This window comes from Pseudomonas sp. RC10 (assembly GCF_038397775.1).
Classification (GTDB): domain Bacteria; phylum Pseudomonadota; class Gammaproteobacteria; order Pseudomonadales; family Pseudomonadaceae; genus Aquipseudomonas; species Aquipseudomonas bambusae.
Window position 1 is genome coordinate 1,784,825 of the sequence record NZ_CP151650.1, and the last position, 21,056, is coordinate 1,805,880.

The following is a 21,056-nucleotide window of genomic DNA, read 5'->3' on the forward strand; positions in this document are numbered from 1 at the left end:
AATCAGCGCCGTTCCAACGCCTTGCTTAGACGCTGTACGGCGACTTCTGCTTCTTCGTCACCAAGGCCGGAAAAGCCAAGCAGTAGACGGGGACATTCGACGCGCTCTATGTGCATCGGGGACATGGGGGTGACGACCACACCTTCGTCCAGCGCGATACGCGTCAAGTGACGATCATCCGTCCATGTCCCGGTACTCGTGACGGTCATGTGAACGCCCTGCTTAGGCAACTGCACGATCAAATGCTCGCCCAATTCTTCCTGTATCAGGCGAGCGAGAAGATCCCGGGAGTGCCGGTAGTTTTCGCGTAGCCGCCTCAGGTGCGCCGGGAAATAGCCTTCGTTGAGAAAATCAGCGACCACCCGTTGAGGCAGTGAGGCAGGGAATCGATCCAGGATCGGTCGGACAGCCCGAAAAGCAGGCACGAGATCGAGCGGTACGACCATGAACCCCACCCGCAGACCGGGCATCAATGCTTTGCTGAATGAGCCAACGTGGATCACCCGGTCGTGTCTGTCGAGGCCTTGAAGCGCCGCGATCGGGCGGCCCTCGTAACGGAATTCGCTATCGTAATCATCCTCAATGATCCACGCACCTTTCTCCTGGGCGAACGCCAACAGTTGCATACGGCGCGTCAGCGATAGGGCCGATCCACACGGGTATTGATTGGACGGTGTGACATAGACCAAAGCTGGGGCCGGGCCTTCGTAAGTTTCAAGGGTGCGGGTGATCATCCCGTCCTCGTCCACGGGAATGCCGACAATTCTGGCGCCGTTGAGGACGAGTGCCTGCCGTGCGGGGGGGTAACAGGGATCCTCGATCAGTGCGGTATCCCCAGGCGAGAGCAACGTACGAATGGACAAATCGAGGGCCTGTTGGGTACCTGACAAAATGAACACTTGAGCCGCTGTGCAGCGCACGCCCCGCGACGCAGTGAGGTAGGCCGTCACTGCTTCGCGCAGGCCTTGTTCCCCCTGAGGATCTCGGTAGCCGTCGCGGGCTTGCTCGACGTGTCGGTGCGCCAGTTTTTTCAACAACACCGCTGTGCGCTCATCGTGAGCGACTCGGCCTGTCGTGAACGCCGCCTGAAGAGGGAAGTCGGTAGACAACTGGGTTGCCTGCTCGACGGCCCGCGAAATCTTGCGCGGCCCTACGACCGAGGCGCGCCCCAAGTGACTGGAAACTCCACGCAACCCATCCCGGATGTTTCGAGTGACGTACGTTCCCGAGCCCGAACGACCTACGAGGTAGCCCTCCGCGATGAGCGTCTCGTACACCTCGCTCACTGCGCCTCGTGACAATTGCCATTCGACAGAGGCAGACCGAGTGGAGGGAAGCCGATCACCTTGACGTAACGCGCCCGTGAGAATGCCCTCGCGCAATTGCAGATAGAGCTGCCGAAGTCGAGGTACGGAAGAAGACGTGTCGATGGCCGGCGCCCAACCGGCCGCGGCGCTTTCTCTGCGCATTCTTGTTTTCACAAGGTTTGAAGTGGCTCGCATTGCGGTATCCAAGTGGCTCTGTGTTCGTTCGAAAGTGCTCAATATTATCAGGCCACTTCTTTCATGACAGATCGTTGGCTCACTATGCGGATTACGGCTATCGCTTCACTTTTCGCAGGCACCCTTTTCGCGGCAAGCGGGTACGGCGCAACCTTTTTGCTGTCGGCGTTTTTCAAAAGCATCGGCGGAAACGACCTCCACACAGGCATTGTTTTGGGCGCCGCGATGGCCGGTACGTTTATCGGTGTTCCGTTGGTGGGCTGGTTTTCGACGCGATACGACCCGGCCAGAATGAGTGCGCTGGCTTGCTGTTCGCTCGCGACAGGGTTTGCCATCCTGACGCACGCCGAGACCTTGGACTTCAGCATGTTGCTGGGTGCTGGCGGGCTCATAGGGCTGGGCTGGGGCATGTTCTATGCGGGTACTCCGATGGGGTTGTCTGAGCGCGTCAATGACGACGAGCGTATCCGCTGGTTTTCTCAGTTCGGCGCCTTCCAGATGGCCGGCATCGGCGGTGGTCCTGTCGTGCTGAACCTGATCATCAGTCACTCAGAGTTGTCGGTCAGAGCGGTCCTGACGTTCGTCGGCATTTCGTGTCTCCTCGCCGCGGTGTTGCTCTGGACATTTACACTTTTGTCGCCGGTCGCCCGAGGACCGGCGGCGCTGCGCGCATGGGTTCGTCCCATTGTTGCTATCCGGCGAACAGCCGCCATTCGCCCGATCCTGATGGTCGGTTGCGGTGCTTGCGTGTTTTCCGGGTTGCTGACATTCCAGACGACGTTGGTCACAGGAACCGAAGCCAATGCGGCAACGTTTTATGCGATCAATGCCATCACCGTGGTGGTCGGACGCTTGGTCTTCGGGCCGCTGACGGCCTCGATGGCCCCCATCCCGCTGGCCGCTGGGCTGCTGATTTCGATGACACTCGGGATTGTTGCCATGTTCGGCGTAGCGCTGCATCCTGGTTTTCAATGGGCGAGCGCTGTGCTGATTGGCGTAGGCTACGGCCTGATCTATTCACTGATACAGACGTGGGTGGTAAACGACTCACCCGTTGCTCATCGCCAAGCGGCGCTGACTTGGTTTGTTTTGTCATATTTCGTGGGGATCTTCGGCTTCCCGGTATTTGGCGCGTGGGTTATCACGCATTTCGGACGCGGTGGATTCCTGTGCACGTTGCTTGGGGCGGCGTTGATCGAATTGGCTCTTCTGCTGGTGAGTCGAAAGCGATCCGCTGACGCTTCATCCCAAAGCATTATCAAAATAGAGGAAGGCCGCGCACTATGAGAGCGAGTCCGAAGAGGCGCCCTTATGGCGCGTAACAAAGATGGCGTGCCGCTGTCGATCAAGCCGCGCGAAGCCGAGACCAAGCTGAACTGGACGATCCGTCACTTGCGCGAAGCGGTCGCTGACGGAAGGTTGCAACCGGGGGACAGGCTGCCAAGCCATCGTGATCTGGCGTTGCAATGGCAGGTGAGTAGGGGGCTCGTCACGACCGCCTATGAACAGTTACAGACGGAAGGAGTGTTGATCACTCGCAAGGGCAGTGGAACGTTTGTTGCTGAACTTGGTGAGTCATCCGCCAAAGAGTTGCCCTCGGACGAGGCGCTGGATTTTGAGCGATCTCCTATCGATATGCGTCTGCCGTTCCTGGCCAGGGAAGCCGACGTCAGCCTTTTCCCGATCAGTATTTGGCAGCGCCACGTCGGCACCGCGTTAAAGCAGGATGCGGAGGTCCTATTACTGGATAAAAGCCTCATGGGAATCCCCTCCCTGCGCCTTGAGGTCAGCACTTACCTGGCGTTTTCACGCGGCATCAAGTGTTCGCCTGAAGACATCATGATCACCACTGGCGCTCGGCACGCCATGGACTTGATCGCACGTGCGATGCTTCGACTCACTCGCGAGGTTTGGGTGGAAGATCCCGGCTACGCGCAAGCGAGTTTCATCTTCACCAAGGCCGGGTTGACCTGCATTCCTGTTCCCGTAGACGAACAGGGTTTGATGGTGGATGAGGGGCGGCGCAAAAGCTCAACTGCAAGACTGGTATTTGTCACACCCGCCCATCAGGCCCCTACGGGGGTGTTGATGTCGCAGGAACGGCGAGCTCAGTTGCTGGCCTGGGCCAACCAACAGGATGGCTACATCATCGAGGACGACTATGACGGTTGCTTCACGTTTACGAGCGCCCGTGTCCCTTCCTTGAAGTCCATCGATGCCGATCAACGGGTGTTTCACATGGGCAGTTTCAACAAGCTGCTTTTTCCGTCATTGCGGCTCGGCTACCTCGTCATTCCTCCGGCGTTGCGTCGGGATCTGCAGGAGATCAAGGCGGCAAGCGGCTGGAGCACCGGCGCTCTGGAGCAGTTGGCGCTGGCTACGTTCATCCGGGAAGGATGCCTGTCCCGACACCTTAGACACGCTGAACGTGTTTACGCGCGCCGCTGCAGGTTAGCGATTGAGTCAATAGAGGCAGCCTTTGGTGAACGTATTGAGGTCACCGGAGCCCATGGGGGGGTTCATTTCTGCCTCTGGTTTGCCGAGACGGCCTTGGCCGAGATACGCACTTTGGCTCCCGCGTTAAAGGTTCAGCCCGTGCGACGCCTTGATTCGACGGGGGCGCTTGAGAGTGGTGTTGTCATCGGGTTCGCCTCGTTGAGCGAAGAGGTTATCCGGCGCTCGGGGGCGGTCCTCGGACTCGCGCTCCGCTCGGCAAAAACGCTCTAGTTCAGGGTTAAACCGCTCGGCCCTTCTGCTTGAGCGGATCGGATTCTGTCGTGTCGAGTTCGTTTTCCCATTTGGCGACGACAGCGGTGGCAATGCCATTACTGAGTACGTTGGTCAGTGCCCGCCCCATGTCCAGAAATTGGTCGATGCCAAGAATCAGCAACATCCCGCTGGCTGGCAATCCAAAAAGCGGCAGCGTCGCGGCGACCACTACGAGGGAGGCACGTGGCACGCCCGCAACACCCTTGCTGGTGACCATCATCAACAGCAACAGTGAGAGCTGGCTCGGAAGACTCAGTTGGATGTCATAAGCCTGCGCAACGAATAAGGTCGCAACCGCTTGGTAGATCATCGAACCTGCGAGGTTGAATGAATACCCAAGCGGAAGTACGAAGGCCGAGATTCGCTCGCTCACCCCGAACCTGCGTAGCCGCTCGAACATCGCTGGAAACGCAGCCTCGCTGCTGGCGGTGGAAAACGCAATTGCCATTGGCTCCTGAAGTGACTTCGTCAGCCTGAACACTGACGACCCGAGAATGAGCCTTCCGATCAGAATCAACACCACCCACAAGGCTGCCGAGGCCAAGTAAAACGTGCCAACGAATTTGCTGTAGGTGATCAGGATGCCAACGCCCTGAACAGTCACTACGGAGGCAATGGCCGCAAAGACCCCAAGGGGGGCGAAACGCATCACATAACCCGTCACTTTGAGCATGACCGGAACGAGTTCGCCAATCACCGCGGTCAGCGATTGCGCACCTGTGTGACCGAGCGCTCCCAATGCGGAACCCAGAAAGGTCGAAAACACAACGATCTGCAGGATCTCGTTAGACGCAAGCGCCTGGACGATACTGGTCGGCACGATGTGGCCAATGAAGTCCTTGAGATTGAAGGCGCCTGTGGCCAGGTTCGTCGTTTCTGAAATGCTCGGAAGTGGAAGACCCAGGCCACTACCGGGGGTCAGCAGATTCGAGAAAATCATGCCGATGCCCAGCGACATCAGGGAGGCGAGTACAAACCACCCCATCGCTCGGCACGCGACCCGGCGAACGGCGCCGCCAGAATGCCCCATGGCCGCAATACCTGTGACGATTGTTGCAAACACCAATGGCGCAATGATCATCTTGATCATGTGCAGGAACACATCTGAAATGATCGCAAAATAACTGGCGATGTTCTTCGCCTGATCCATTCCGGGTACGACATAGTTGCAAGCCGTTCCCGTTAGAATGCCAAGCACCAAGGCCAGCATGATGTTGCGAGTGCGCGCTTTGGCACTCGCCGAAGCGGTGCCGTCGTTATTATTTTTCATGGCAAGATTCCGTGACTGACGTTGTGCCGACAGTGAGTACGGCAGAAGTTCTGGAACAACGCGTTCAGCTGAACGCAATTGTGTTCCGACGGTGATAAAGGGAGCATGCGGATGGTTGGCTAAACGAGCGACGCTCTGATTTTGCCGGCGACATAGGCCGCAGTTAGCGTAGGGTCATCGAGTGCCGCTTGCAGTTCGATTTCAGGGATGTCATCGATGCCGCTTAAAATGTTCGAAACTTCACCAGCCACGCGATACGCGTATTTGGCCAGGCACTCCATAGGGTCAATGAATGTGCAGTTAGGAAATGCTTCCCGAAGTTGGTCAACAATGATCGATACTTCGGTGCACCCTGTGATAAAGGTATCGACGCCTTCTTCTTCGATCATGCGATTAATCGCCACTTCCAGCCGAGCGATAGCTAGAGTAATTTGCCCGGATTTAAGCCCGTCCGATTGGCGTCTGTCATGCCGACCTGATGCATCCAGGCTTCCGTAAATGGCCGACTGGACGTAGGCTTCCTGGATGTCTGCTTGAGGGGCAATGTACACAGGGCCATTCCCAGCAGCGAGGACGTCTTTGCCATGAACAGTCGTCGCGAACAAGCCGGTATTGATGGTCGGCGTTGTTGCCAAGAGCCCCACTTTGGTCGCGCCTGACGCGTTAATGTGGGCAACGGTGAGTGCAATGATATCGATGATATAAACAGGCGTTCCCGCTTGATATTCGTGTTTGAAATAATGCGATGTATTTGAAGGAAGGGCGGCGAGGTAGATACCGCAGGACTGCAAAATCTTGCAGGAATCGATGATGCCGACTGCGGGAGATATGCCACCTTCGAAAATAGCCAATGTCCGATCTGTGATTTCGGGATTCTTGACCACAATCATCGGCAAGAAGTCCTGATCTTTACTAGCGCCATGAGCCATGGCTTCCAACCGGATAAGTCGTTGGAGCACTTCGTCGGCCTCAGGGCCTACGTTACCGATTATTCCCAATATAGGTTTGTTTTGCATGAGCCAGTCTCCGTCAGTTCCGCTATCGTCGTCAGTTAAAAAGTACGAGGCTGAAAGCTTTACTCTGGCTCCCAGTTGGTCGTCAGATTAATAAGTGCAGCGGGGACGAGGTAGGGCTGCTATTCGGAAGGCGGAGTGGGCCACTCATTCTTTGAGCGTTATCTGGCGCTGAATGCTGAGTGAATGCTTGCATCCACCCATAAGTCGCACTATTGACTGTTCGACGCGGCAGCCGAAGCGGACAGCGATGGGACTCGCATACGATGCTGGCCTCGGAGCGTTATCCATTTCAGGGGCGGTCTCATTTTACTGATAGCAACGCATCCTGCTCCGCAAAAAAAACCGCGCCATTTCTTCCGCGTTTTCAGTCCCCCACGGACACAGCGGCATGATCGTCAGCGCTGCGCCACCGCGATCAATGCCGTGGAGGGAATGAGCAGGACAGGATCAACGCCAGCCATTTCCCTGACGTGCGCAATCACTGCGGCCTTCTCTGTATCGGTCAGGCTCGTCCAGTCGGGCGACATTCCAAACAGCGTGTCGGGGTTGTCGAGCGATTTCACGTCCAGCTGATAGGGATGGGTCACGCTTTCGATGACAGGGTCCCGAAACCCGGCGGCGATCAATTCGCGGGCGAAATCCAGTGGATCGCTCAGCGCTTTTACGGCCTCGGGCATCGCCATGCCTTGGCGATCCGGGAACAGTGTTCGCCTGACATTTCCCAACAACAGAAACGTCGCAGCCCCTCTTTCTTGCCACGTGGCGACGATGCCATATCCGCCGATGGCGGTGACGCGTTGCATTTCGGCCAGGCCTTTGCGCCAGTCAGGGAACATGATCACACCAAAGATCGAGAACGTCGCGTCGAAGCTGGCATCCGGCAAATCGATGGACTGACCGTCCATGACTCGGGCCTCCACGTTGGCCAGCCCGGCGCTTTTCACACACGCCACCATGGCGGGGGAAAAGTCCGTGGCCAGTACCTGTGCGCCGGTTCGTGCGGCTGCCAAGGCGAGTGCTCCGGTGCCCGTGGCGACATCCAGCACGCGGCTCTCAGGCGTCAGCGAAATTCGTGCGAGCGCCGCCTCTGCGAAATGCGCGGTAAAGGGGTGCGCCGTTTTCTGATAATGCTTTGCAGCAACGTCCCAGTGATCGGGATTCTCAAATTCACGCATCGCGCGGTCCTCGAAATTCATGTAACTTTACAAGTATCATGAGTTGAGGCCTTCTGCCAAGTATCGGAAACGAAGGAGCAAACGATGCGCAACGACAGCCGTCTTTCGCGAATGCTACATATCCTGGTGCACATGGCGCGGCACGACGGGCCCGTCACGTCGGACCGGATTGCCGAGATGCTTGGAACGAACCCGGTGGTGGTTCGCAGAACGATGTCTGGCTTGCGGGACGCGGGTTACGTTCATTCGGAGAAGGGGCATGGGGGAGGGTGGGTGATCACCTGTGATATTGAGCAGGTCACGCTACTGGATATCTATAAGGCAGTCGGAGAGCCCTCGCTGTTCGCCATCGGCAATGAGCGTTCCAACCCCGATTGCATGATCGAACAGGTGGTCAACCTGGCAGTCGACGACGCATTGCGGGAAGCGGAGTCGGTGCTGGTGGAACGGTTTCGCAGCGTTAGCCTGGGTGAACTCAATCGTTTGTTCGATGCGCGTCGTGCTGCTGAAAACGTGTCAAACCCTGGCATCGAATCGACGCCACAGTCCGGAGCAAGACGGGTTTGAAGGTGCTTTTTATCTGCGGCAAAAATCGCCTGCGCATCGCGCCCGCCGAACAATTGTTTGCAGAGTGGTCGGGGCGCGGGACAGCGCCGTGGTTTTCTGTCATTGCCTGGCTCACATCACAGTGTAATTGGCGATTTCAAGACGAGGCTGGTCAGGGATGATCGAACGGTTTCCGATCCAACAGGCAATCAATGAATGCACCGAGGGCGGCTGGGCGGTGTCGCCTGTTCAAGTAGTAGAGGAACAGCCCCGGGCGCGTGATCGACCAGTCCGCAAGGATTTGTACCAACTTTCCCTGGGCCAATAGCTCAGCCACGCCATCCTGCTCAAAATGGTAGGCAATGCCCAGACCCTGTAGCGCAGCACTTACGCCGATATCAGGGTGATTGGTCACGACGGGGCCTTTTACGGCGACTTCGAATTGCTGGTCCCGTTTCTTGAATTCCCAGCGGTAATATCTGCCGTCCGCCTGAAGCCGCCAGTTGATGCACGCGTGTTCGTGTAAATCAGCGGGGGAGTGGGGGATACCTCGACGCGCGAGGTAGTCGGGCGACGCCACCGCAACCATCTTCAAGTCGGGGGTGAGCCGAACAGCGATCATGTCTTTTTCAAGCTGCCCACCCACGCGGATGCCCGCGTCGAATCGGCCCGTCACGATATCGGCCAGCGCATCGTCAACCACGACGTCGAGTACCACACCCGGGTGCGCTTGCTGGAAGCGTGAAAGCCGGGGAGCAATGATGGTCCTCGCTGCGATTCCCAACGTATTGATGCGCAACGTGCCACTCATCTGCCCGGTTGCCTCGCTGACTTCTGCAACGGCCACTGCGATCTCTTGAAACAGGGGGGCTATGCGCCTGTAGAGCTGCTCGCCACTTGCCGATGGCGCGACGCTTCGAGTCGTGCGATTGAGCAGACGTGCGCCGATGCGGTCTTCGAGTTGTCGGATGGTCTGGCTGAGTGCGGAGGGTGACAGACCAAGATGTTCTGCCGCCCTGGCGAAGCTTTGACGCTCCACGATGGCGACAAACGCTTTTAGCTCAGCAAATTCTGATCCGCGCATTATGCATCACCCGCTACATAGACAATGCGGATTGTAGTGGATTCTTGAAAGGGTCGTCAGGATGCATTCTGTGAGCCATCCCAATCAAGGCGTTCACCATGTCAGCACTTTCTCTCCCTGATCCCATCGCCGCGTATTTCGCGGCGGATACGCAAGGCCCCAAGGCTGTTGCCAGCTGTTTCACACCGCAAGGCGTAGTGAAAGATAAAGGCCAGACCCACAGTGGCCGCGACGCCATCAAGGCCTGGAAGGCCGAGGTATCAACTCTTTACACCTGTACCACGGAGCCGTTCTTGATTGAGAGGGAGGACGATATTCATGCTGTCCACAGCCACGTGGCCGGTAACTTTCCAGGCAGCCCGATCGACCTCAAGTTCTCGTTTCGTCTTGAGCGCGGCCTCATCGCAAACCTGGAGATCACACTATGAGCTTCGATCTTCAACTTGATGGCCTGAGGGCGGTGGTCACCGGCGGGACGATGGGCCTTGGCGCAGCAGTCGTGCAGAACCTGGTTGAGGCGGGTGCGCGGGTGATTACAGCAGCCCGCGACGTGGCAACACGACCAGAAGAAGGCGTCACCTACATCCGTGCAGACCTGACGACATCTGTAGGCGTGGCTCACCTCGCAGAGTGCGTACTTCAGGATTGGGGCGGTGTCGATATCGTGATCAATGTGCTCGGCGGTTCGAATACCCCGGCAGGTGGCTTTGCCGCCATCAGTGACGAGCATTGGCTAAATGAACTGAACTTGAATTTGATGTCCGCAGTGCGTCTGGACCGCGCTTTGTTGCCTGACATGCTGGCCCAGGGGTCGGGTGTCATCATCCACGTCAGTTCGATCCAACGGATCATGCCTCTGCCGGAATCCACCACGGCTTACGCCGCTGCCAAGGCAGCACTCACCACGTACAGCAAGTCCCTGGCGAAAGAAGTGATGCCCAAAGGGGTTCGGGTGCTGAGTGTCGCGCCGGGATGGATTGAAACCGAGGCATCCGTGAGGCTGGCGGAACGGCTGGCTGCTCAGGCTGGAACCGACTACGAAGGGGGCAGGCGAATCGTTATGCAATCCATAGGCGGGATTCCGCTCGGGAGGCCAGCCAAGCCTAAAGAGGTTGCCGATCTCATCGCCTTCTTGGCATCCCCGCGGGCCATCTCAATCTCCGGGTCCGAGCACCGTATCGATGGCGGTACCGTACCGACGTTGTGACCGACCATCAAAGCGGAGCACGGCCTGCGCATCAACAACTCTGCAGCAGTGCTCCAGGCGGCCATCGACGGCCAAGGGCTGGCGCTGGGGCGCAGTGTGATGTTGCGCGATGATCTTGAAGCCGGGCGCCTGATCCGGCCTTTTGGCGAAACCAGCCGGCCGTTGGCGTTCGCCTACTACATCGTGCATCGCCCCGAAGTGGCGGAACTGGCAAAAATCAAGGCGTTTCGCGACTGGCTGCTGGCTCAGGCGTCAGGTGCGGGCAATCCGGGTGTCGGTGTCGCTGACTGCTTCTGACGCGCAAGCTCCACGGCGATCGCCTCACGAATCTCCGTCAACACGTACAGCGATGCGCCCAACACCGTCAACGCCAGAACGCCTGAAACAATGAGGCTGCGCAAGGCTGTTTTCGAGCGGGCAGGTTCGTTGAGGGATCTCGCCAGCGTGAATCCGATCAGCATGCCACCGGCCAATCCACCGAGGTGCGCGCCGTTGTCGATGCCATGATGGGTGAAGCCGGAGAACAGGTTGTAGCCGATCAGCACCAGGATAGAGGTACGTTGTTGCACGGCAATCGAGGTGGGCAGTTCGCGGCGATATTTGAGCAGAAACACCAATAGCGCGCCGAACACCCCAAAGATCGCGCCCGAGGCGCCCGCGCTGTTGTTGATGGGGTGCCACAACACGCTGACCAGACTCCCCGTCAGCCCGGCGAACAGATAAAGCGCCAGAAAGCGTGCGCTGCCATACAGACGCTCAGCCAATCGACCCATCAGGTACAGCGACACCATGTTGAACGCGAAGTGAAACAGGCCGAAGTGGACGAAAACCGACGAGAGCAGGCGCCACCATTCGCCGGACAGCGTCTGAGGACCATAATTGGTGCCCCACCCCACCGTCAGGGCGACATTTTCCGCCATCACGCCCACGCCGCCGGCACACATCGCCAGGTACACCAGCAGGTTGATCGCGATCAATGCGTAAGTGACCCAAGTGATTGGAGTCAGTGTTTTGATTCGCTCGGCGTGTTGGTCCAGTGCGGCCTGTTCCTCGGCTCGGGCAGGCGTCATCCGGGTCGGCAAATGCTCGTAGATCGTGCGCGCCAAACCACGCTTGGCGGGAATGACGATCACCTGCTGAATGCCTTCCGGGGTGTGTACATCGAAGAACACTTCAAGGCCTGTGATCCTGGCATCGAAGATCTGGCTGCGGGCGAAGGTCCATTTCGTCTCGACCGGACGCCGGAACAGCCTGCGCTTCGTTTTGCTCAGTTCAACCGCATCAGAGGTGAAGTCGAGTCGACCATTGGCTTGTGTCGATAGCCGGGTGACATCGCGCTTTCCGTGCTTGGGCTGGACAGCAAACCGGACCTTGGTGGTGCTGGTGGAGAAACTGTGTCCACTGTGTGCAGCGTTTGCGGCCTGATCGAGAGGGGCCGTGATTGGCTCTGTTCGTTCCATCGAGAGTGTCCTTGAGTTCACGGGATGGAAGAAGCGTTCCGGTAACGGACGTTTGTCGTTACGGGTGCCTAGGGCTCCTTCCTGGGCGTATCAATGGATCGACCAGCCACACAATTTCTTGATGGTGCCGTGGTGGCCTTTCTCTCGACAAAGGAAGGCTTCATGCTTTGGATCGCCTTGTGAGCTAAGCTCCCAGACGGATTGTCCGGACCCCCGCCATGACAGGCGAAGGTCTTCCCGAAACGTCCGTCGCTGGAAAGCGGCGGCACGTGAGTTGCAAGTGCGATGGGGGCACATTTTTCAAGCGCGTCACATGGCAGCGGCACTCCGCGTGCCTTCGGGTTTTCCCTCTAGAGGTTCAGGATGATAGGGCGTCGTATCTGCGGGTTCATGTCTGTCACAGCCGCCTGGCTGCTGATTCCCTGCGTGGCGTTCAGCGAGGATGCCTGTGATCATCTGACCGCCACCGGCAATGCCGAATACCCGCCTTACCTGTGGCGCGATCCAGCCAACCCCCATCGACTCATTGGCGCCAACGCCGACCTGATCCAGCATTTGGGCACGCAACTGGGCATGCGCATCGACGTCCTGTACGGAGGCCCCTGGTCACGGGCGCAGGAAGAGGTAAGGTCGGGCCGCATTGACATGTTGGCCGGGTATTTCCTCACCACCGAACGGGCTCGGACGTTGAATTTCGTCGACCCACCGTTTCTGTATACGTCCAGCATGATTTGGGTCCGGCGCAACGACGGGTTCCCCTACCGCGAATGGGCGGATCTGATCGGGCGCAACGGTGGAACCCTGGTCAACAACAGTTACGGACAGGCGTTCGACGATTACGCGAAGGCCCACCTGTCCCTTGAAGCAGTGCCGACGGCAAATCAGGCGTTCCAGAAGCTCATCCTCAAACGCAACGACTTCGTGATTTTCGAACAGTTTCCCGGCTGGGCCTTGGCTAAAAAACTGGGGGTCAAGGATGCCGTAGAAGCCCTTGAGCCGCCGATCAGCCGGGAAGGGCTGTACTTGGCGCTGTCACCCAACTCCCAGTGCCTGCCCCAACCCTTACGAAACAGGATCAAGGAGGAAATGCAGAAAATGGTCGCCAGTTCCCTCCCGCAAGACCTCGTCACATCGAATCTGGAACTGTGGAATGCGCAGCAACGTGAAAGCGTGAAGCCGTGAGCGATGGCCTCGACCGGGAGGGTCGAGGCGATCGGTTGTCGGGCGTGTCTCACGCGCTCCAGGCGAAGGGTTCGAGGAACTCGTCCAGCGCCAGTTGAGCGACGCTGGCGGTGTAGTTGGTCATCGTCGAGGCCGCTACCACCAGAATGACTTCGAGCAACAGCGATGCATTGAAGCCTGCCGACATGAAGGCCGTTTTCGCTGCGTCATCGAGATGCCCACGGTTTTCGATCAGCGCCCGCGCGAGGCGCGAGAGTGCGGCGTGTCGGGCGTCCTGTGGCAACCGGCGCTGACGAATGGCTTGCACATCGGTCTCCGACAAACCTTCCTTGAGCGCCAGAAACGAGTGAAATGCTACCGCCCATGCGGACGCGTTGGTCACGGCATTGGTCAGGAGCAGCACCTGGATTTCCGCTTCGGTGAAACTGCCCCCGTGCACTTGCCCGAAGACGCCCACCAATCCATTGATCAATTGGCTGGAGCCGGACATGGCGCCTGCAATGTTGGGCACCCGGCCAAAGGCCTGAGCCAGCCCGTTCAAAGCGGGGCGGGAAAGTTCGGGTGCTGTGTCGAGGGTGTAAACGGGAAAGTGCGTCATGAGCGTGTCCTGTGAGATCGAGCCAGTGGTTTGGAAAACAACATGGCCAGCTTAGGGACGGGGCTCAGGGCCAACAATTACCTGTCAGGTCATGACAACGCGTCTTCATTGGTCATGGTTTTCATGAGCTGCAGATGCAGGGCTTCAGTGGCGTCGTCGGCCGGAAACAGGCATTCGATGCGCAGCTCCTGAGAGGCCACTGTCAACGGGGTTCCAACTGTGCTCACCATCGAAAAGTAGTTGAGCACCGCGTCTCCATGAATGAACCCCAGTGGCACCACGGGCAAGCCGGATTCGCTTCCCGAGAAGCCTTGGGATAGCCACTCGGCACGTACGTCGGGATAGCCGAACAGAGCGTCCAGCAACTGCCGGGTCTGAGGGTCGATCACTTGACCCAGCGACTCGCGGCGGACCGGCTGAATCAGGCTGCGCGCCACATTGTCCCAGTCGGCAATGTGCGGGCGCAGGCCCTGCGGGTCGAAGATCAAGTGCAGCATGTTGCGCGGTCCGGTGCGGGCCTGCATGTCGATGAAGCGGTTGAAAAAGTGCAGCGTCGAAGGGCTGACCTGCAACACGTTCCAGTAGCGGTCCATGATCAGCGCCGGGAAAGGTTCGTGTTGCAGCAGCACGCGACTCGCCGCCGCGCTGACCCGCGCCATCTCCTGAGCACTCCAGCCCGCTTCCGAATACATCGGCGCGTAACCTGACGACAGCAACAGCAGATTGCGTTCACGCAAAGGCACTTCAAGGGATTGCGCCAGGTCCAGCAGCGTCTGCCGACCGGGCACGCTACGCCCGCTTTCGATGAAGCTGATCTGCCGTTGCGAAATACCGGCGTCCAGCGACAGGTCCAACTGGCTCACGCCACGCACCCCCCGCCAATAGCGCAACAGACTGCCCAATTCTTTCGACACGTTTTGAGCGAGGCGGGTGGTGGGCATGGCGTGACCTGTGGCGCAGGTGATGGGGAGCGGACTGTAGCGAAGCGGGGCGGGTGGCCACAATGACATGAGGTGTAATTGTCCGAGCCCAATCTCCCGCGATTCAGGTCGCTGACTTTGAAGCGTATTGACATATTGGTAAATCTCGATATCCTCGCGGCATGGAACTGATCGAAATATTCAAAGCCCTCTCGAACACGACGCGTCTTCAAATCCTGAAAGGTTTGAAGGACCCCGAGAAGAACTTCCCTCCGCAGGATGAAGGGGACGTTCACACGGTGGGCGTTTGTGTCAGCAGCATTCAAGAGGGTATCGGGCTCTCGCAATCGACCGTGTCCGGTTATCTCGCCACGCTGCAACGGGTGGGCCTGGTCGAAGTCCGGCGCATCGGTCAGTGGACGTATTACAAACGGAATGAAGCAACCATCAGCGCGCTGGCCGAGATCATAGGGAAAGACTTGTAGGTTTTTTTTACCCCAATATATCGAGATATCTCGATATCCCTTTTTGTAGAATGAGGAATTACCATGAAAGCGATGGTCCTTAACGCCTTTGGCGGACCCGATTCATTCGAACTCTGCGACGTGCCCACGCCTGTGCCGAACGCGGGACAGGTCCTGGTTCGGGTACACGCGACGTCCATTAATCCGCTGGATTACCAGGTCCGTCGTGGCGACTATGCCGACCTGGTGCCACGGCCCGCCATCACCGGACACGATGTCTCGGGCGTCGTCGAAGCTGTCGGGCCGGGTGTGACCGCCTTCGCGCCAGGAGACGAGGTCTGGTACACCCCACAAATCTTCGACGGGCCGGGGAGCTACGCCGAATACCACGTCGCTGCCGAAAGCATCATCGGCAAGAAACCTGCCTCGCTCAGTCACCTCGAAGCGGCCAGTCTGAGCCTGGTGGGCGGCACGGCGTGGGAAGCGCTGGTCGTGCGTGCCGCGCTCAGAGTGGGAGAAAGCATCCTGATCCATGGCGGTGCGGGAGGCGTCGGCCATGTGGCAATCCAACTGGCCAAAGCGGTGGGGGCGAAGGTGTTCACGACCGTGCGCGAGACCAACGCTGAGTTCGCCCGCAGTGTCGGCGCCGATGTGGTCATCGACTACGAACGGGAAGATTACGTCGACGTCATCCTGCGCGAAACGGAAGGTCGCGGCGTGGATGTCGTGTTCGATACCATCGGCGGCAACACTTTGTCGCGCAGCCCCGATGTGCTGGCGCAGCTCGGCCGCGTGGTCTCGATTGTGGACATCTCTCAACCCCAAAACGTCATTCAGGCCTGGGGCAAAAACGCCAGTTATCACTTCGTGTTCACACGACAGAATCGCGGCAAGCTCGATGAACTGAGCGCGTTGGTCGAGCGGGGGCAATTGCGGCCGCATGTCGGTGCCGTCTATTCGCTCGCCGACATTTCCCTCGCCCATGCCCGGCTGGAGACGCCCAACCACGGCGTTCTCGGAAAAATCGCGATCGCCGTCGAGCCATCGCTTATCCCGTAACCCGCTTGTAAACGTTCACGTCATTGTCGAGGCCCATCATGATTTACGAGATCGCGTTGCTACCTGTTCATAAAGAGCGCACGGAGCTGTTCAAACGTGCATTTGCCGAGGTCGCTCCGTTGCTGACCCGCGCACAGGGTTATGAAGGCCACCTGCTCGCGCCAGGCATCGAAACCCCTGAGCGATTCAACCTGATCGTGCGTTGGCGATCACTTCAGGACCACACACCGGGTTTCGAGGAAAGTGAAGATCACCGGCTGTTCATGCAGGGGCTGGAGGCATATTTCTCGGAAGAGCCGACGGTCTACCACATCGAGGGTGCTCCCTTTTTTACTGACGGATTCGAGGGTTCAAACAGTGCTGCTCGACCGGGAAGCTAGCGCTCCCGAAAGGATATGGCGCCAGCGCTAATGGCTGTGGCCGGAAACAGGGGCGATGAGTGTTCGTAACGATTCTCCTGTCTGCGGCGCAGATCAGCCTGCACACCCAGCCTGTGCATTTGCCGGTGCAGCGCTTGTGCAGCTATCGCCGACTCATAAGCTTAGAGCAAATGAGTATTTCATCGCGGCTGCTTAGACTCGTTATATTCCAGCGATAACATGTCATGACGAGTTGTTGCGATGCTCACCTTCTTCTGTACAGGCTCACGCGTCGGGCGCCTCACCGGGAATCTGGACGTGGCGTCATGAGGGCCGATCTGTCGGTCGATCTGCCGCGTTCCCCGGCATTGATCAAGCCCGAATCATCATCAACCGACAGTCGTACGTCCGGTCAGATCGTCCTGCGCGATCTGGAGATCGCCTTTCCAGTCGGCGGGCAGAGCGTGGTGGCGGTCCAGCAGATAGACCTCACGATAGAGCCCGGCCAGTTTGTCTCCATCGTCGGCCCTTCAGGGTGCGGAAAGTCCACGTTGCTGAATGCCATCGCGGGGTTTGTCACGCCCACTCGCGGCGCTATCACGCTGGACGGTCGGGCAGTGTCAGGGCCCGGACCTGAGCGCGGGGTGGTCTTCCAGCAATATTCGTTGTTCCCCTGGCTCACCGTGCGCGGCAACGTCGAATACGGCCTGCGCATGCGCGGGATGGCGAGTGAAGAGCGCCACCAACGCTCCACTGAGTTGCTTCAACGCTGCGGACTGGCTGACTTCGCGAGCCATTTTCCGGAGCAACTTTCGGGCGGTATGCGTCAGCGCGTCAGCATCGTCCGCGCGTTGGCCAATGAGCCGCAGGTGCTGCTCCTCGACGAGCCATTCGGCGCGCTGGATGCGCAGACCCGCGTGATCATGCAGGAAGTGCTGCTGGAAATGTGGCAGCGCTCGCGCATTTCGGTGCTGTTCATTACCCACGACATCGAGGAATCGGTGTTTCTTTCTGACCGGGTCTACGCCATGAGCGCGCGACCGGGTGCGATCAAGGCTGCACTGGACATCAAGCTCCCGCGCCCTCGTGTCCATGACATGTTGCTGGAGAGCGATGGCCTGGAGCACGTGCGTCAGTTGCGTCGCCTGATCCGCGAGGAAGGCCTCAAATCCATGGGTCTGGACTAATCCGAGCGCACCCTGAAAAAGGGGCATTGCAATGCGATAACCAAGTCGAGCCTCACGAGCGGCAGCCTTGCAGACTTTTATTTTTCTGGAGGGATGGGTGTGATCACTGTGAAAAAAGCGGCACTGGCCTTGATGGTCATGGGTTACGCCTTGGGCAGCCAGTCGGCGTGGGCGTTGGAAAAGGTGCGTCTGGCGCAGAATCTCGCGCCGATTTCGGCGTTGAGCATCATCGCCAAGCAGCAAGGGTTGTTCGAAAAGTACGGCCTGGACGTTGACGTGATCAACACCACCAGTGGGCGACAGGCGCTCGAAGCCGTGCTGGGCGGCAGCGCAGACATCGCCACCACGGCGGAAGCCCCGACCACGGCTGCCGCATTCGCCGGGCAGAAAATCGCCTTTCTGGCGCGGACCGAATACTCCGATCTCAAAACCCTGACCCTGAGCGGATCGGGTATCAACACGCTCGCGGACCTGAAAGGCAAGCGCCTGGGTTACGCCGCTGGCACCGGCAGCGAGGTGTACACCTGGACGCTGCTGCGCAAGGCAGGGCTGAGTAATAAAGACGTGACGCTGGTCAACCTGCGTCCACAGGACATGGTCGCGGCCGCCGCGTCGGGAAGCATCGACGCCTACGATATTTTCGAGCCCTATGTTTCCAACGGCAAACGCGTGCTGGGCGACAAGGTGCGGCAGCTCGACACCCGAGGCGTCTATTCTGAAACGTTCAACATCGTGACTCAACAGAGCTATCTGGCCGCGCACCCTGCGGTGGCGCAGAACTTCCTTCACGCCTTGCTCGACGCGGAAACCTGGATCGCCGCCAACCGCGAAGAGGCCGTCAAGCGCCTGGCCAAAACCGTGGGCATGACCGAGCCTGAACTGAACGACGTCTGGGATGATTTCGTGTTCCACCTGGTGCTCGACCAGCGCGTTATCGACACCCTGACTGCGCACGCTCAATGGCGTCTGGAAACCGGTAACGCAGCGGGCGATGCGAAGCAGATTCCGGACCTGCGCGCGCTGATTTTTGCCGCACCCCTCAAAGCCATCGCCCCGGACCGGGTCACCTTGAGCGCCACGCAATGACGCGCTCGCCCAGCGGGCCTTTGTGGGCCCGCCTGCTTTCCCTGCCGCTGCTGCTGATTGCGTGGCAGTTGATCTGTGAAGCCGAGTGGGTCAACCCGCTGTTGTTTCCCGGTCCGCTAGCCGTGTCCAAGGCATTGCTCGATTACCTCTACAGCGGCAGCGGCTGGGAAGACCTTGGCTGGAGCCTGTTGCGGGTCGTCGTCGGCTACTGCTTTGGGGCAGTGGTCGGGGTGTCGGTGGGTTTACTGACCGGCACCCGCCCGGTGATCAACGGCCTGCTCACGCCGATCTTTCAGGTGCTCAGGCCCATCCCGCCGATCGCGTTCGTGCCGCTCGTGGTGCTGTGGTTCGGACTGGGGGAGGGCGGCAAGTTTTTCCTGGTGTTCTGGGGTGTGTTTTTCACGGTCTGGCTCGCCACGCACATCGGCGTGCAGCGGGTTAATGTGCATCTGCTACAGGCCGCGCAGAGCCTCGGCGCTCCGCGTCGGGCCATGCTGTGGACCGTCCAGTTGCCCGCCACTTTGCCGTCGATTTTCCTGGGGTTGCGCACGGCCATTGGCATCGCGTTTTACACCCTCGTCGCCGCTGAACTGGCGGGCGCTTACGCGGGCCTGGCCTATCGGCTGGAAGTCACCCAGCAAAACATGCAGGTGGCGTACACCATGGCCGGGCTTGTGCTTTTGGGCGTGATCTCTGCCTGCGCCGACCGCTTATTTCAATGGGCCTCAGCCCGCATCGTGCACTGGAACTGATGTCATGCTCGAACACTTGAGTCTGGATTTCACCCGCTTGCGTCACGCTTACGATCATCAGGACGCGTCGCCGGTCGCCGTGGTCCGGGAGATTTATCGCCGCATCGCCGCCCATGGCGACCGGCACATCTGGTTGCAGTTGGCCCCGCTCGACGCCGTGCTGCAGCAAGCCGCGCAGGTGGAACGGCGGCGTGATGCGGGCGAGCGTCTGCCGCTTTATGGCTTGCCCTATGGCGTGAAGGACAACATCCATGTGGCAGGCATGCCCACGACGTCAGGTTGTGCCGACTTCAGCTACACCGCCTCGGAAGACGCGGCAGTCGTCGAACGGCTCAATGCAGCGGGCGCGCTGTTCATCGGCAAGCAGAACATGGACCAGTTCGCCACCGGTCTGGTGGGCGTCCGTAACCTCGACGGCAGTTGCCTCAACGCCTTCGACGCCGATTACATTCCGGGCGGCTCCAGTTCCGGGTCGGCGGTCGCTGTAGCGGTGGGGCATGTCGCGTTCTCCATCGGCTCCGACACCGGTGGCTCGGGCCGGATTCCAGCGGCCTGTAATAACGTCGTCGGACTCAAGCCGACGCCTGGCGTTGTGAGCACCTATGGGTTCGTCTACTGCAACCGCAGCTTCGACGTTGCGCCGGTCTTCGCACTGACCGTGGACGACGCGTATCAGGTGCTTGACGTGCTCGCCGGAGAAGACCGTCGGGACCTGTATTCGCGTCCTGATCCACTGCTGAGCGTGAACGCATTTGGGGCGGGTTTCGAGTTTCTGGTACCCCACGCCGAGCAACTGGAGTTCTTCGGCGATGAGCAATCGGCGCGTCAGTATCAGCGCAGTCTGCAAGTGCTGGCTGAGCTTGGCGGCACCCCACGCGCCATTGATCTTTCGCCGTTTCTGGAAGCCGGTCGCCTGCTGTTCGACAGTCCGTTGGTCGCTGAGCGGCTGGTGAGCTACGGCGAGACGCTCGCACGGGCCCCCGAGTCCATTCACCCGGCCGTGCGCGCTTCCTTGCAGAAGGCCAAGTCCTACGACGCAGAGCAGACGTACAAGACGCTGTACCGCCTGCGCGAATTGCAGCGGGAAACCCATCACACTCTGCAAGGCGCAACAGCACTGGTGTTGCCAACTTACGGTCGATTGCCCACGTGCGCCGAAGTGAGGGACGATCCGCTTGAGGTCAATGCTCGCATGGGTCGTTACACCTATTTTGCCAACCCATTGCGATTGTCCGGGATCAGCGTGCCCGTGGGGCTGCGCGACGATGGCTTGCCGTTTGGGCTGAGCCTGCTGGGTCTGCCGTTGCACGATCTGCGGCTGCGCGATCTGGCGTCGCGTTTGCAGCGTCACGCGGCGGGGCGACTCGGTGCGACGAACTGGAGCCTCCCCGATGCCGTTTAAGCGCACTGACCGGCCTCT

21 protein-coding genes and 1 pseudogene are annotated in these 21,056 nt (G+C 59.2%); 14 read left to right on the plus strand and 8 right to left on the minus strand.

Annotation, left to right across the window (positions count from 1 at the left end; all coding sequences use genetic code 11):
* Positions 1-2 precede the first annotated feature (2 nt).
* Positions 3-1,502 (minus strand): PLP-dependent aminotransferase family protein, encoded by a 1,500-nt coding sequence (locus AAEO81_RS08200; RefSeq protein WP_341962800.1) that lies wholly within the window; start codon positions 1,500-1,502, stop codon positions 3-5.
* A gap of 63 nt (positions 1,503-1,565) precedes the next feature.
* On the opposite strand from AAEO81_RS08200, the gene AAEO81_RS08205 reads away from it, so the two are divergent.
* Both AAEO81_RS08205 and AAEO81_RS08210 read left to right on the plus strand, forming a co-directional pair.
* Positions 1,566-2,789, plus strand: a complete 1,224-nt coding sequence (locus AAEO81_RS08205; protein WP_341962802.1) for an MFS transporter — start codon at positions 1,566-1,568, stop codon at positions 2,787-2,789.
* A gap of 24 nt (positions 2,790-2,813) precedes the next feature.
* Entirely contained in the window at positions 2,814-4,229 is a 1,416-nt protein-coding gene (locus AAEO81_RS08210; RefSeq protein ID WP_341962804.1) for a PLP-dependent aminotransferase family protein, read from the plus strand.
* A gap of 7 nt (positions 4,230-4,236) precedes the next feature.
* Here AAEO81_RS08210 and AAEO81_RS08215 read toward each other — a convergent pair whose 3' ends face one another.
* From AAEO81_RS08215 to AAEO81_RS08225, 3 genes are all read right to left on the minus strand, one after another.
* On the minus strand, positions 4,237-5,541 hold the full coding sequence (locus tag AAEO81_RS08215) for a dicarboxylate/amino acid:cation symporter (protein ID WP_341962805.1): 1,305 nt from the start codon (positions 5,539-5,541) through the stop codon (positions 4,237-4,239).
* Between the two features lie 119 nt (positions 5,542-5,660).
* The gene (locus AAEO81_RS08220) at positions 5,661-6,557 is read right to left on the minus strand and encodes an aspartate/glutamate racemase family protein (protein ID WP_341962807.1); all 897 of its coding nucleotides are present in this window, start codon (positions 6,555-6,557) and stop codon (positions 5,661-5,663) included.
* A 395-nt stretch (positions 6,558-6,952) separates the two neighbouring features.
* Positions 6,953-7,732, minus strand: a complete 780-nt coding sequence (locus AAEO81_RS08225; protein WP_341962809.1) for a class I SAM-dependent methyltransferase — start codon at positions 7,730-7,732, stop codon at positions 6,953-6,955.
* A gap of 84 nt (positions 7,733-7,816) precedes the next feature.
* On the opposite strand from AAEO81_RS08225, the gene AAEO81_RS08230 reads away from it, so the two are divergent.
* Positions 7,817-8,299 carry an Rrf2 family transcriptional regulator gene (locus tag AAEO81_RS08230; protein WP_341962811.1) on the plus strand — a complete coding sequence of 161 codons (483 nt, stop codon included), beginning with the start codon at positions 7,817-7,819 and terminating at the stop codon, positions 8,297-8,299.
* A gap of 151 nt (positions 8,300-8,450) precedes the next feature.
* Here the strand turns inward: AAEO81_RS08230 and AAEO81_RS08235 are convergent, their stop codons facing one another.
* Positions 8,451-9,362 carry a LysR family transcriptional regulator gene (locus AAEO81_RS08235; RefSeq protein WP_341962813.1) on the minus strand — a complete coding sequence of 304 codons (912 nt, stop codon included), beginning with the start codon at positions 9,360-9,362 and terminating at the stop codon, positions 8,451-8,453.
* 98 nt (positions 9,363-9,460) lie between these two features.
* Here AAEO81_RS08235 and AAEO81_RS08240 point away from each other — a divergent pair, with 98 nt between their 5' ends.
* The 3 genes and pseudogenes from AAEO81_RS08240 to AAEO81_RS08250 all read left to right on the plus strand — a co-directional run.
* Positions 9,461-9,790: a nuclear transport factor 2 family protein gene (locus AAEO81_RS08240; RefSeq protein WP_341962815.1), complete on the plus strand. Its 330-nt coding sequence runs from the start codon at positions 9,461-9,463 to the stop codon at positions 9,788-9,790.
* On the plus strand, positions 9,787-10,569 hold the full coding sequence (locus AAEO81_RS08245) for an SDR family oxidoreductase (protein WP_341962816.1): 783 nt from the start codon (positions 9,787-9,789) through the stop codon (positions 10,567-10,569). The genes AAEO81_RS08240 and AAEO81_RS08245 overlap by 4 nt, the downstream gene beginning before the upstream one ends.
* 12 nt (positions 10,570-10,581) lie before the next feature.
* A pseudogene (locus tag AAEO81_RS08250) lies at positions 10,582-10,866 on the plus strand (LysR substrate-binding domain-containing protein); the annotation flags it as partial.
* Here the strand turns inward: AAEO81_RS08250 and AAEO81_RS08255 are convergent.
* Positions 10,815-12,029 carry a rhomboid family intramembrane serine protease gene (locus tag AAEO81_RS08255; protein WP_341962817.1) on the minus strand — a complete coding sequence of 405 codons (1,215 nt, stop codon included), beginning with the start codon at positions 12,027-12,029 and terminating at the stop codon, positions 10,815-10,817. The pseudogene AAEO81_RS08250 and the gene AAEO81_RS08255 sit on opposite strands and share 52 nt — an antisense overlap.
* Before the next feature lie 390 nt (positions 12,030-12,419).
* Here AAEO81_RS08255 and AAEO81_RS08260 point away from each other — a divergent pair, with 390 nt between their 5' ends.
* Positions 12,420-13,211 carry a transporter substrate-binding domain-containing protein gene (locus tag AAEO81_RS08260; protein WP_341962818.1) on the plus strand — a complete coding sequence of 264 codons (792 nt, stop codon included), beginning with the start codon at positions 12,420-12,422 and terminating at the stop codon, positions 13,209-13,211.
* Between the two features lie 49 nt (positions 13,212-13,260).
* Here the strand turns inward: AAEO81_RS08260 and AAEO81_RS08265 are convergent, their stop codons facing one another.
* The gene (locus AAEO81_RS08265; RefSeq protein ID WP_341962819.1) at positions 13,261-13,809 is read right to left on the minus strand and encodes a hypothetical protein; all 549 of its coding nucleotides are present in this window, start codon (positions 13,807-13,809) and stop codon (positions 13,261-13,263) included.
* 89 nt (positions 13,810-13,898) lie between these two features.
* Complete coding sequence (locus AAEO81_RS08270) at positions 13,899-14,750, minus strand: helix-turn-helix transcriptional regulator (RefSeq protein ID WP_341962820.1); 852 nt, start codon at positions 14,748-14,750, stop codon at positions 13,899-13,901.
* 161 nt (positions 14,751-14,911) lie between these two features.
* On the opposite strand from AAEO81_RS08270, the gene AAEO81_RS08275 reads away from it, so the two are divergent.
* From AAEO81_RS08275 to AAEO81_RS08305, 7 genes are all read left to right on the plus strand, one after another.
* The gene (locus AAEO81_RS08275; protein WP_166596341.1) at positions 14,912-15,214 is read left to right on the plus strand and encodes a metalloregulator ArsR/SmtB family transcription factor; all 303 of its coding nucleotides are present in this window, start codon (positions 14,912-14,914) and stop codon (positions 15,212-15,214) included.
* A gap of 63 nt (positions 15,215-15,277) precedes the next feature.
* The gene (locus AAEO81_RS08280; protein ID WP_341962821.1) at positions 15,278-16,252 is read left to right on the plus strand and encodes a zinc-dependent alcohol dehydrogenase family protein; all 975 of its coding nucleotides are present in this window, start codon (positions 15,278-15,280) and stop codon (positions 16,250-16,252) included.
* Positions 16,253-16,290: 38 nt separating this feature from the next.
* Positions 16,291-16,632: an antibiotic biosynthesis monooxygenase gene (locus AAEO81_RS08285; RefSeq protein WP_341962823.1), complete on the plus strand. Its 342-nt coding sequence runs from the start codon at positions 16,291-16,293 to the stop codon at positions 16,630-16,632.
* Between the two features lie 305 nt (positions 16,633-16,937).
* Positions 16,938-17,798: an ABC transporter ATP-binding protein gene (locus tag AAEO81_RS08290; protein WP_341962824.1), complete on the plus strand. Its 861-nt coding sequence runs from the start codon at positions 16,938-16,940 to the stop codon at positions 17,796-17,798.
* Positions 17,799-17,897: 99 nt separating this feature from the next.
* A complete protein-coding gene (locus tag AAEO81_RS08295) occupies positions 17,898-18,884 on the plus strand; it encodes an NrtA/SsuA/CpmA family ABC transporter substrate-binding protein (protein WP_341962826.1) in 987 nt (328 codons plus the stop codon).
* On the plus strand, positions 18,881-19,636 hold the full coding sequence (locus AAEO81_RS08300) for an ABC transporter permease (RefSeq protein ID WP_341962828.1): 756 nt from the start codon (positions 18,881-18,883) through the stop codon (positions 19,634-19,636). The genes AAEO81_RS08295 and AAEO81_RS08300 overlap by 4 nt, the downstream gene beginning before the upstream one ends.
* Positions 19,637-19,640: 4 nt before the next feature.
* On the plus strand, positions 19,641-21,038 hold the full coding sequence (locus tag AAEO81_RS08305) for an allophanate hydrolase (protein WP_341962829.1): 1,398 nt from the start codon (positions 19,641-19,643) through the stop codon (positions 21,036-21,038).
* Positions 21,039-21,056: the final 18 nt, after the last annotated feature.